A 13,016-nucleotide genomic window follows, 5' to 3' on the forward strand; every position below is an offset into this window, starting at 1 on the left:
TCAGCGAATGGAAACTTTAAATCATTTAATTATTTCAAAAGATTTAAATTACGTATCAGAAATAGAATATTTAGAATCNCGAGAGAAGATTGAAAAAAATACTAGCAAATCAAATTAATAGTTTAAAAAAGTATTATCTTTCAAAAGAATAAAAAGAATCAAACGTTTAGACAATTAAAAAAATAAGCGGTTAAACAAATAAACGATTAAACAAATAAACAGCAATATCAAATATGCCTTTATATACAACCCAGCCACTAAAAATATACAATTCACTTTCGGGTGAAAAAGAAAGTTTCAAACCAATCCATGAAGGAAATGTTGGAATGTATGTTTGCGGACCAACGGTTTATAGTAATGTGCATTTAGGAAATGTTAGGACTTTTATGTCTTTTGACGTTATTTTCAGGTATTTTTCACATCTGGAATACAAAGTTCGTTACGTTCGTAATATTACTGATGTTGGTCATATTGTAGATGATGTTGATGAAGGTGAAGATAAAATTGCTAAAAAAGCACGTTTAGAGCAATTAGAACCTATGGAAATTGTACAGCGATATACTGTTGATTTTCATAACATTCTAAAAGCTTTCAACTTTTTACCGCCAAGTATTGAGCCAACTGCAACTGGACACATCATAGAACAGATTGAAATCATCAAGAAAATTATTAATAAAGGAATTGGTTATGAAGCCAATGGATCTGTTTATTTTGATGTTGTTAAATACAACGAAACCAATAATTACGGTATTTTAAGCGGCAGAAATATCGAAGATATGCTTGCTAACACTCGTGATCTTGATGGGCAGTCAGATAAGAGAAACCCACAGGATTTTGCTCTTTGGAAAAAAGCAGAACCAGAACATATTATGAGATGGCCTTCGCCTTGGAGCGATGGTTTTCCAGGCTGGCACTTAGAATGTACAGCAATGAGCACCAAATATCTTGGAAATCACTTTGACATTCACGGTGGCGGAATGGATTTAAAATTCCCTCATCACGAATGTGAAATTGCTCAAAATGAAGCCTGCACTGGTCAATCGCCAGTAAATTATTGGATGCACGCCAATATGCTTACTTTAAATGGTAAAAAAATGGCAAAATCTACAGGAAATAACATTTTACCTGGTGAGATTTTGAGTGGTGAAAACAATATTTTAAGTAAAGCTTTTTCAGCATCTGTAACACGTTTTTTCATGTTACAAGCACATTATAGGAGTATTCTTGACTTTTCTGATGATGCAATTGTCGCAGCAGAGAAAGGATACAAAAGATTAATGGAAGCCGTTGATGCTTTGTCAGAAATTAAAGCTGGTACAACAAGTTCTATAGACATTGCTTCTTGGAGACAGTTGTGTTATGACGCGATGAATGACGATTTTAACACTCCAATTTTAATTGCTCAATTATTTGAAGCTGTTCGATATATTAATTTACTTAAAGAAGGAAAAGAAACCATTTCTGAAGATGATTTAAAGACACTAACATCTACTGTCAATGGTTTTGTTTTTGATGTTTTAGGCTTAAGTAATGAAAAAGGTGCTGACGGTAATAATGACAAATTAGAAGGTACTGTAAATATGCTTATCGGAATGAGAAATCAAGCTCGTGCAGATAAAAACTTTGCTCTTTCTGACCAAATTCGTGATCAATTGATTGCTTTAGGTATTCAATTAAAGGACGGAAAAGAAGGTACTTCTTTTAGTATTTAAAAACGAAGTGTTCAGTAATCAGTTTAAAGTGTTCAGATTTAAACTGATTATTAAATACTGATCACTGATTACTAATAATCATTGATTACTAAAAATATGTTTTCAAAAATTCTAATATATCCGTTTGTATTATTGGTACGCTTTTATCAAACAGCGATATCGCCTTTTACGCCTGCTGCATGCCGATTTGAACCAACGTGTTCTACATACATGATTCAGGCATTACAAATGCACGGATTGTTTTATGGGGGATATTTAGGAATGAAACGAATTTTAAGCTGTCACCCATGGGGAAGATCAGGTTACGATCCGGTTCCTGAGAAAAAATGCTCGCATAAACATTAACTTTAAATAAAGACTTACTCTGTTTTAAATATTTATTTTTACAAAAAACAAAAACTCTTAACATATGACACATGCCTTAAATATCATTTGGAATCCTTCAGAGGGAATAGACTTAGGATTCTTTATGATTCGTTATTACAGCTTAATGTTTGTAATTGCTTTTGGTTTAGGATGGTTTATCATGAAAAAGATTTTCGAGCGCGAAAATGAACCAATTGACAAACTAGATTCATTATTTGTCTGGACTGTTTTAGCTACTTTAATCGGAGCACGTTTAGGTCATGTATTATTCTATGATTGGGAATACTTTAGAAATCATTTACTTGAAATCTTTTTACCTGTTAAATTTGAACCTAAATTTGAGTTTACTGGGTTTCAAGGTTTAGCAAGTCACGGTGCGGCAATTTCAATTATCATTGCCATGTACTATTACAGCAAAAAGATCCTAAAACGCCCATTATTATGGATTTTAGACCGTGTTGTTATTCCAGTTGCGAGTGGCGCTATTTTTGTTCGTTTAGGAAACTTCATGAATTCTGAAATCATTGGTCACGAAACGACATCTCCTTTTGGAATTCGTTTTTTACACGACCAATTCAGCAAAGGCGAAGCTGTTAATGCAACACAAATCGCAAATCCAAAAGATGCTTACACTGCGATTGCAACAGATCCAAAATTTACTAATTTATTAGCACAAGTACCTGCAAAACACCCAACGCAATTGTACGAGGCATTTTGTTATGTATTTGTATTTGCAATCTTATTTTTCTTGTACTGGAAAACTAATGCAAGACTTAAATCAGGATATTTATTTGGACTGTTTTTAGTGCTTTTATTTGTTGTGCGTTTTGTAGTTGAGTTTGTAAAAGAAAGCCAAGGCGGTTTTGAGAACGAATTGGGCCTTTTCTCAACAGGACAATGGCTAAGTATACCTTTTATCATAATTGGTCTATTCTTCGTTATTAGAGCTCAAAGAAATCCTTTAGCTACTTCGTGATTAAACATAAAATATTTTGTAACAAAAAGTCCAGTATCTAATAAATACTGGACTTTTTATTTATAGCAACTATAGAATCAATCTCGAAATTTCTTTATTGCAAATCGCTTTATTTCTACTCATCTTCACTTTCAAATACATCTACGCTCACATCATACTCAAATTATAGTTTCTTTCTTTTTCTCAGAAGAAGCAAACAGAGAAACAATTACAAAAGCAAAACCTTACTCCTTTTACACTTTAAACGCAAAGCTTTTTACTTTTACCAAAACATAATCCTAAAATCTATTCTTTACTTTCCAACTTACATCGTAATCCAAAATTAAGAACAAGAAAAAGTCAAGATCAATCCTTTAGTTCTTAAGCACCGCAAACATCAAGAAATTATTTACCACACCTAATAATATCCTAGAACAGCAAAAAAAAAGATCCAGCTTTCACTGGATCTTTTTTAGTATAATTGAAGCGATTAATTATGCTTTATTATGCTTGTCTTCGATTGTATGTTTTTCATCATTTGAAATCGTATCTACCAATACTGGTGTTGCGATAAATAATGAAGAATATGTTCCTACAATAATACCAATTAACATTGCAAAGATAAATCCTCTAATAGATTCTCCACCAAAGATAAACATCGTTAATAATACAATGATCATCATTAATGACGTATTCAATGTTCTTGATAATGTAGTATTAATAGAAGCGTTTACAATATCTTCAAAACTTCCTTTACGGTTTCCGATAATAAACTCTCTAACTCTGTCAAATACAATTACAGTATCATTCATTGAGTATCCAATTACAGTAAGAATCGCAGCAATAAAGTGCTGATCCATTTCCATGTGGAAAGGCATGAATTTATAACATAAAGAGTAAACTCCTAATACAAAGATAACGTCATGCGCTACAGCTGCAATCGCACCTAATGAATATTGCCATTTACGGAAAGAAACCATTAAGTATAAGAAAATAACTGCCATCGCACCAAGAACTGCCCAGTATGAGTTAGTTTTAATATCTTCAGAGATAGATGCTCCAACTTTAGAAGCTTGTAAAACTCCAATTTTCTTACCATCAAAAGAGTTGATGAATTTATCGTAAGAAGTGTTTGGGTAATACTTTTGTAATGCAGCGTATAATTTTTGATTTACTTCTTCATCAATCGCTACACCATCTTCTTTAATTTTGTATTTAGTTGTGATTTTCAATTGATCATCATCACCTAAAATTTTAGCTTCAACCGGAGTTCCAAAAGCAGTAGATAATTCATCTGAAACTACTGTTGCATCGATTGGTTTTTCAAATTTAACTTGGAATGTTCTTCCTCCAACAAAATCAACACCTTCATCTAATCCGTTAACGAAGAAGATAGAAGTTAAACTTACAATTACAACAATTGAAGAGAAGATGTAAGTGAATTTTTTAACTTTAATAAAGTCAAAGTGGAAATTAGTAAACCAGTTTTTAGTAATATTTGTACAGAAAGTTAAATCAGCTTTTCCTGCAATATTTTTATCAATAAAAATTCTTGCAATAAAGATTGACGTAAACAATGATGTTACAATACCAATAAGTAATGTTAATGCGAAACCTTTAATTGGTCCTGTACCAAAGATAAACAAGATTGCTCCAGTTAAAACGTGTGTAACGTTTGCATCGATAATAGAACGCATTGCACCGTGCCATCCATAAGAAGCAAGTACAGCTTCAGACAATGATTTACCATCACGTAATTCTTCTTTTGCTCTTTCGTATATAATAATATTAGCATCTACCGCAGTACCCAATGTTAATACGATACCTGCAATACCTGGTAATGTAAGTACAAAACCAAAACTTGCCATAATTCCGAATAAGAATAATAAGTTTAATAATAAAGCAAGATTTGCATACCAACCAGCTTTACCATAATAGAATACCATCCAAACACAAACTAATAAAAATCCTAATACAGCCGAAATTGTTCCTGCATCAATTGCCGCTTGACCTAAAGATGGTCCAACTACAGTAGATTGTACAATGTCTGCCGATGCAGGTAATTTACCAGCATTTAATACGTTTGCTAAATCTTTAGTTTCAGCAACATCAAAAGAACCTGTAATTTCAGATCTTCCACCAGCAATTGGTCCACTTGTAACACCTGGCGCAGAATAAACGATGTTATCTAAAACAATAGCAATATAACCTTTTTGAGAAAAAGCTCTTCCTGTTAATTCTTCCCACACTTTAGCCCCTTGACTGTTCATTTGCATAGAAACAGCTGGTTTACCCATTTGGTCAAAAGTATCTTTTGCATCAGTTACAACACCACCGCTCATTGCAGGAACGTTATCTCTGTTACCTTTTAAAGCGTATAATTCTACCGCTTCAACATCTTTTGCTTTCGCATCTTTTATAGTAGTTGGTTTGCTCCAAACAAATTTTGCATTGTGTTGGTCAGCAGCCAATAAAATTCTAATTTCTGGTCTTTTAAAATAACCATTGATAGCAGCAGTATCTTTAGTAGCAAAATATCCTAAAACCGGACCGCCACCTTGAACGATCATTTTATCAAATAAAGGATTGTTTCCTTTTTTAGTATCAAGTGAATCTTTAGAATTATCTGTTAATAAAGCATTCAATGAATCTTTAGCTACAGCTTTAGTTTCTACTTTCTTAACTTCAGTCTTTTTTAAAGCTTCGTTTGCAGCAACTAAGAAGTTACCAACTTCTTCGATTTTATAAGTTTCCCAAAACTCTAATTGAGCTTTTCCACCTAATAATTTTTTAATTCTATCAACATCTTTAGCACCTGGAAGCTCTACTAAGATTCTTCCTGTTTCTCCTAATTTTTGAATGTTTGGTTGTGTTACACCAAATTTGTCGATACGCTCTCTTAATACTTTGTAAGCACTTTCAACAGACTCATCAACTTTTCTTTTGATTACTTTTTGAACTTGAGCATCTGTCATTTGAAAATCAACACCACCATCACCTTGTAAACTTCTGTTTGCAAAAATATCAGGTGAAGCTAACTTTACAGTTCCGTTTGAATTTGCTTCAAAAGCTTCAAAAAATTTATTTAAATAGGTCTTATTTCCTTCTACATTTGCACTTGCATCTGCTAAAGATTTATTAAATACTGGATTTTTAGAGTTGTTTGCCAATCCTTTTAAAACATCTTTAATAGAAATTTGAAGAATTACGTTGATTCCTCCTTCTAAGTCAAGACCTTTGTTAAGTTGTTTGTTTTTTACTTCGTTATAAGTAAAATCTGTAAACCCAAGATTGAAAACTTTTTCTTTACCAATAGAATCTAAATATTTTAGCTCTTTATCAGGATTATCTCCTGCAAAAGCTTTAGCTTCACTTTTGACATTATTTGCCACAAAAGTGAATGATAGTTGGTAAATACTTACCAATGCAAATAGAATTGCGAAAAATTTAATAAGTCCTTTATTCTGCATTATTACTAAAAATTAATTATGTTTTATTGTTTGTTTTTGGTTCTAAATTCCCTAAAAATAAGCCCTGACATGAGATTTTAAAACTAAAAAATCGAGATCACGAATTACAACATTTTTTTTAAACCGAGCAAATATATAATTCTCGAAATGATTAAGCAATTTATTTATTAATTAATCTCAAAAAAAAGACTGCAAAAGTGCAGCCTTTTCCTTTTTTTATCAAATTCTTTATACTAAAATCGACTTTAAAGCGTCATTCATGCTGCGAACCGCATCTGCACTTTTAGCAAACAAAGCTTTCTCTTGATCGTTTAATTTAATATCTACGATCTCTTCAACTCCATTTTTACCAATTATACACGGAACTCCGATACAAATGTCGTTTTGCCCATACTCACCTTCTACAAAGACAGAACAAGCAATCATTTTTTTCTGGTCATTTAAAATACTGTCTACTAAATACGCTACAGAAGCTCCTGGTGCATACCAAGCTGATGTTCCTAAAAGCCCTGTAAGAGTTGCTCCTCCAACCATTGTATCGGCAGCAACTTTTTGCAATACTTCTTCTGAAAGAAATTGCGAAACTGGAATTCCATTATAAGATGCTAAACGCGTTAATGGAATCATAGTAGTATCACCGTGTCCGCCAATCACCATAGCAGAAACATCATTTGCAGGTTTATCTAATGCAAGAGAAAGATAAGTTCTAAAACGAGAACTGTCTAACGCACCTCCCATACCTATAATTCTATTTTTTGGTAAACCTGTTGCTTTTAAAGCTAAGTATGTCATAGTATCCATAGGATTTGAAACTACAACTATTATGGTATTTGGAGAATGTTTTAGTACATTTTCCGCAACTGTTTTTACAATTCCGGCATTTATACCTATTAATTCTTCTCTGGTCATTCCTGGTTTTCTTGGAATTCCTGACGTAATTACCACTACATCACTTCCTGCAGTTTTAGAATAGTCATTGGTTACACCTGATACTTTGGTATTAAAACCAGTATTAGTGGCGCATTGCATAATATCCAAAGCTTTACCCTCAGCAAAACCTTCTTTAATATCCAACAATACTACTTCACTTGCAATTCCTCTATACGAGATAACATCTGCACATGTAGCTCCAACATTTCCTGCTCCTACAATAGTAACTTTCATATTTTTTACTTTATCGGTTATTAATCTGTTTATTTATAAATCAACAATTCGTTTAATCGTTTAAGTAAATTTAAACAATTAAACGAATTGAAGGTTCTATTCTGTTTTATTATGCATCAATATTTGCGTAAACTGCATTTTTCTCGATAAATTCTCTACGCGGCGGTACTTCATCACCCATTAACATTGAGAAAACTCGATCAGCTTCAGCTAAGCTATCAATGGTTACTTGACGCAGTGTTCTAAAGTTTGGATCCATTGTTGTTTCCCATAACTGCTCTGCGTTCATCTCTCCAAGACCTTTATAACGTTGGATAGCTGCACTTCCTCCCATTCTTTCATTCGCTTGATCACGCTGAACATCATTCCAAGCATATTCTTTCTTTTGTCCTTTTTTAACTAAGTATAATGGCGGTGCTGCAATATATACGTGTCCTTCTTCAATAAGCTCTTTCATGAAACGGAAGAAGAATGTTAATATTAAGGTAGAGATGTGACTACCATCGACATCGGCATCACACATGATGATTACTTTGTGGTATCTTAGTTTTTCAAGATTTAATGCTTTACTGTCTTCTGCAGTACCAACTGTAACTCCTAAAGCTGTAAAGATATTACGAATCTCTTCGTTTTCAAATACTTTATGATGCATCGCTTTCTCCACATTCAAGATTTTACCACGTAATGGTAAAATCGCTTGAAAGTTACGATCACGACCTTGTTTTGCTGTTCCACCAGCCGAATCTCCCTCGACTAGATAAACCTCACATCTTGCTGGATCTTGTTCTGAACAGTCAGATAATTTTCCTGGCAATCCGCCGCCGCCCATTACAGTTTTACGCTGTACCATTTCACGCGCCTTTTTCGCCGCGTGACGTGCCTGAGCTGCTAAAATTACTTTTTGGATAATTACTTTTGCATCATTTGGATTTTCTTCCAAATAATTTTCTAACATTTCTCCAACAGCTTGAGAAACTGGAGATACTACTTCTCTATTTCCAAGTTTTGTTTTGGTCTGTCCTTCAAATTGAGGCTCAGCAACTTTTACCGAAATAATAGCTGTTAATCCTTCACGGAAGTCATCTCCCGCAATTTCGAATTTCAATTTATCCAACATTCCAGAAGCATCTGCATATTTTTTAAGGGTTCTTGTTAAACCACTTCTAAAACCTTGCAGGTGAGTTCCTCCTTCGTGTGTATTGATATTATTTACGTAAGAAAAAATATTCTCTGTATAACTTGTATTATAAATCAAGGCAACCTCAACAGGAATTTCACCTTTGTCGTGATCCATGCTGATTACGTGAGAAATAATTGGCTCACGGTTACCATCTAAATAACGAATGTATTCTTTAAGACCTTCTGTTGAATGGAATACTTCACTTTTAAATTCGCCTTTTTCATCTACTTCTCTTTTGTCTGTAAACGTAATTGTAATTCCTTTATTCAAGAAAGAAAGCTCACGCATACGAGCTGACAAAGTATCATAAGAGAACTCTGTAGTTTGTGTAAAAATGGTATTATCAGGGTAGAAAGTCTGACGTGTACCTCTTTTTTCAGTTTCTCCTATTTGTTTAACTGGATATAAAGATTTTCCTCTTTCGTATTCTTGTTCGTAAATTTTACCTTCTCTAAAAACTGTCGATTTCATATGAACCGAAAGTGCGTTTACTACAGAAACCCCAACACCGTGAAGACCTCCAGAAACCTTATAAGAATCTTTATCAAATTTACCTCCGGCACCAATTTTAGTCATTACAACCTCTAGTGCAGAAACTCCTTCTTTTTTATGCAAATCAACAGGAATACCACGTCCGTTATCTTCAACTGTTACAGAGCCATCTTCGTTTATTGCAACACTAATCGCATCACAATGTCCTCCCATCGCCTCATCAATTGAGTTATCGACAACTTCATAAACCAAATGGTGTAGCCCTCGAACCCCTACATCTCCAATATACATCGATGGACGCATTCTTACGTGCTCCATTCCTTCTAATGCCTGAATACTATCTGCTGAATAATTGTTCTTCTTGATTTCTTCGCTCATATAATTTATTCTAAAAAATGTATTTATTGTCTAACACGCAAATATATAAAAACGCGGACTATATACCCATAAAATTCCGACTTAAAGCACTTAAGTTATCAACACAATTGTTTAAAAAAATCAAAAAATAACTTCTAAATTCCAAAATTTAGCTGCTAAAAAAAATAAAACCAAAAAAATCGTCAATTTTTTCAAATTCCAATCCCAAAGCTTAGGGACAAATTCCAAATACCAAAACTAAAAACAACATAAAAGCAAAATCCGAAATAACAATTTAATGTTATTTCGGATTTTATAATTCATCCAAATTGGAATTTGAATTTTATAAAGCTGAGGATTTTATCCTTTATTATTTTTTGTTAAAATCTCCCGCATAAATTGAAGTCATTTTATCCAAACTTATATACTTTTTCAAAACTGCATTAATTTCTTCAATTTTCAATGCTTTTACTTTACTTTCAAGCGTATCATAATCCTCAAGCGGTGTTCCGTATTGAAGATACGCATTTGTTAAAGCAATCAAAGTCCCATCATTTCCTAATCTGGTTTTTCTTTCATTAAGCCAGCTTGTTAAATTTGATTTTAATTCTTCAGCAGTAAAACCATCTTTCAATGCTTTTGAAATTTCTTCTTTAGCTGCTGTTTCAACTGCATTTTTTTTCGTTGGATTTAAAAAAGCATAATACAACCAATATGCCGCATCATTTGTAGTTGGAATATTTATAAACGATCCCGCTCCATAACTAATTCCTTCTTTCTCTCTTAATCGCATTGGAATTCTAGCTGTTAAAAAACCGCCGCTTCCTAACATTTCATTTGCCATAACAAATGCCGGATAATCAGGACTTTTTAAGTTCATTTTAAAACTTATTTTTCCTATTGCAACAGCATTTTCTTTATCAGGCGTGATAAATTCTTTATCTAACTTTTTCGTTTCAAAAAAAGTAGGCTGTGCCATCACGTATTTTGATTTAGAATTCCATTTTCCAAATGTATTTTCTAAAATTTCTGCTGTAGTTTTTGCATCCAAATCTCCAACTACACTTCCAAATCCATTGTTTCCTCCTAGAATATTGTTATAAAAATCAACTATTTCTGATTGTTTTATCTTTTTATAAGCGTCAATTTGTTCCTGAACTGTTGACGTATAAAAAATACTTTCTTTAGAATATTCTTCCGTTTGTTTCGAAACTTGTACAAAAGCAACAGCCTGAGGATCATTTAAACTAGATTCTAAATAAGTATTGTATTCATTAATTGTTTTGGTTAACTCGTTTTGAGGAAAAGTTGAATTCACCAACAAATCACCCAAAATTTCCATAACTTCTTTGAAGCTTTCTTTGTACGTATTAACGTTTACTGACAAATTCTGCCCAGAATAACTAAAATTCAAACTAGATTTTAGCTGATCTAATCGATCACTTATTTGCTCTTTTGTTTTGGTTTTAGTTCCTGTTTTTAGCAATTGAGCAAGGATCGCTCCAGTATCTGTTTTTCCTGCCAAGTCTTTTTCATTACTTACAGGAAACTTGAAACTAGCTTGAACTTTTCCGCCTTTTATTTCTTTTTTAATAAGACCATATTTTGCTCCATTACTTAATTTTCCTTCAACAAAATTTTGTTTTAAGTTTTTTATAGAAGCTTCAAAAGCTGCTGTTTCTTTCTCCAAAGCTTTTCCTTTGTAGTCTTTAGTAAAAGCAGCTAACTGCTCATCTGTATACTCTCCAGGTTTAACTCTTTGCTCGTCTTTTGATGGAATAAATATCCCGATTGTTCTATTATTACTTCTAAAATATCTTTCTGCAACTCTTTGAATATCTTCTTTTGTAAGATTTTCGATTGCATCTCTGTACAAAAAGCCCAATCTATAATCACCTGCACCAATAATTTCGGTAAGATTTATGGCAAATGAAATGGTATTATTTTTTACACCTTCAATTTGCTTAATAAGCTTTGCTTTAGCTCTGCTCACATCTTCATCTGTATATTTCGTAGAAGCTATTTTGTCTAACTCTGTTCTTACCAGATCTCTTGTTGCTACTACATCTTTATCATTAGGAACCGCAACTCCAAAATACATAAAACTAGCGTCTCTAGTAGTTGGCTGCCAGAAATATATACTAGACACTTTTTGAGTTTCTACTAACGCTTTATACAAATATCCTGAAGGATCTGCAGTCAAAATTTCACCTAAAGCATCAATCGCTGCATAATCTTTATCGACATAAGCTGCTGTGTGGTATAAGGCTCCAACATTTTTACTATCACCAGCTCTTTTAAGTTCTACATACTTTTCACCATCTTGCGCTGGCTCAATCGTATAGGTTTTATTTAGAACTCTTTTAGGCTTGGCAATTGCTCCAAAATATTGTCCGATATATTGCAGTGCTTTCTTCTCGTCAAATTTACCCGCTATAATCAGAGTTGCATTGTCCGGCTGATAATATTTCTCATAAAAAACTCTAAGCGTATTCGCTTTTACTCTTTCTATATCTTCTTTACTCCCAATAGTACTATTTCCGTAATTATGCCAAAGGTAAGCTGTAGATAAAATTCTTTCTTGCAAGACACCGTCAGGATTGTTTTCCCCGATTTCAAATTCGTTTCGAACTACCGAAAACTCTTTGTCTAAATCAGTTTGTAAAATAGTAGCATTTATCATTCTGTCCGCTTCCATTTCAACACTCCATTTTAAGTTTTCATCGGTTGATGGAAAAACTTCATAATAATTAGTACGATCTAACCAAGTAGTTCCGTTTGCACTTCCTCCTTTATCAGAGAGCATTTTCTTAATATCACCTAGATTTTTTGTGCTTTTAAAAAGCATGTGCTCTAATAAATGCGCCATCCCTTTTTCGCCGTAACCTTCGTGTCTCGATCCGACGTTATAGACAATATTTACAACCATATTGCTTTGTGAGGCATCTGGAATCAGCAGCACTTTTAGTCCATTATTCAAAGAATATTCCTTTACACCTTCAACATTTTTAATGTATTTTGGTGCTTCAATCTTTTGTGCATTAACAGGACTCATGGAGGCAAATGCACAATACAACGCTCCACTTAGTAATAGTTTTCTCATAGGTAATAGTTAGTGATTAAAAAAGCAGTAATTTTTTTGGTACTCAAATATAGTATTTTTCCTAACTAAGGCAAATTGAAATTAACTTAGTTTTAGCATTTTATGTTTTAGCTAAACTTCTAACTAACTGCGCAGTAAAACTCCTTAATCCTAAACAAAAAAAATCCGAAACTCATCTTTAAAATGTAGTTTCGGATTTTGTACGCAATATTTTTAA

7 protein-coding genes are annotated in these 13,016 nt (G+C 33.1%); 3 read left to right on the forward strand and 4 right to left on the reverse strand.

Annotated features, from left to right (window positions below):
* Positions 1-233: 233 nt before the first annotated feature.
* From cysS to lgt, 3 genes are all read left to right on the forward strand, one after another.
* Entirely contained in the window at positions 234-1,712 is a 1,479-nt protein-coding gene (gene cysS / locus BOW55_RS11435; protein ID WP_129024223.1) for a cysteine--tRNA ligase, read from the forward strand.
* 96 nt (positions 1,713-1,808) lie between these two features.
* Entirely contained in the window at positions 1,809-2,057 is a 249-nt protein-coding gene (yidD, locus tag BOW55_RS11440; protein ID WP_089055234.1) for a membrane protein insertion efficiency factor YidD, read from the forward strand.
* A gap of 64 nt (positions 2,058-2,121) precedes the next feature.
* A complete protein-coding gene (lgt, locus tag BOW55_RS11445) occupies positions 2,122-3,054 on the forward strand; it encodes a prolipoprotein diacylglyceryl transferase (protein WP_129024224.1) in 933 nt (310 codons plus the stop codon).
* A gap of 473 nt (positions 3,055-3,527) precedes the next feature.
* Here lgt and secDF read toward each other — a convergent pair whose 3' ends face one another.
* From secDF to BOW55_RS11465, 4 genes are all read right to left on the reverse strand, one after another.
* Positions 3,528-6,503: a protein translocase subunit SecDF gene (gene secDF / locus BOW55_RS11450; protein WP_129024225.1), complete on the reverse strand. Its 2,976-nt coding sequence runs from the start codon at positions 6,501-6,503 to the stop codon at positions 3,528-3,530.
* 228 nt (positions 6,504-6,731) lie between these two features.
* Entirely contained in the window at positions 6,732-7,667 is a 936-nt protein-coding gene (gene mdh / locus BOW55_RS11455) for a malate dehydrogenase (RefSeq protein ID WP_089055237.1), read from the reverse strand.
* Between the two features lie 109 nt (positions 7,668-7,776).
* Entirely contained in the window at positions 7,777-9,717 is a 1,941-nt protein-coding gene (gyrB, locus tag BOW55_RS11460) for a DNA topoisomerase (ATP-hydrolyzing) subunit B (RefSeq protein WP_129024226.1), read from the reverse strand.
* A gap of 349 nt (positions 9,718-10,066) precedes the next feature.
* Entirely contained in the window at positions 10,067-12,799 is a 2,733-nt protein-coding gene (locus BOW55_RS11465) for a pitrilysin family protein (protein WP_129024227.1), read from the reverse strand.
* Positions 12,800-13,016 lie beyond the last annotated feature (217 nt).

The sequence above is a fragment of the Flavobacterium sp. YO12 genome (assembly GCF_004119495.1).
In the GTDB taxonomy this organism is placed as follows: Bacteria; Bacteroidota; Bacteroidia; order Flavobacteriales; family Flavobacteriaceae; genus Flavobacterium.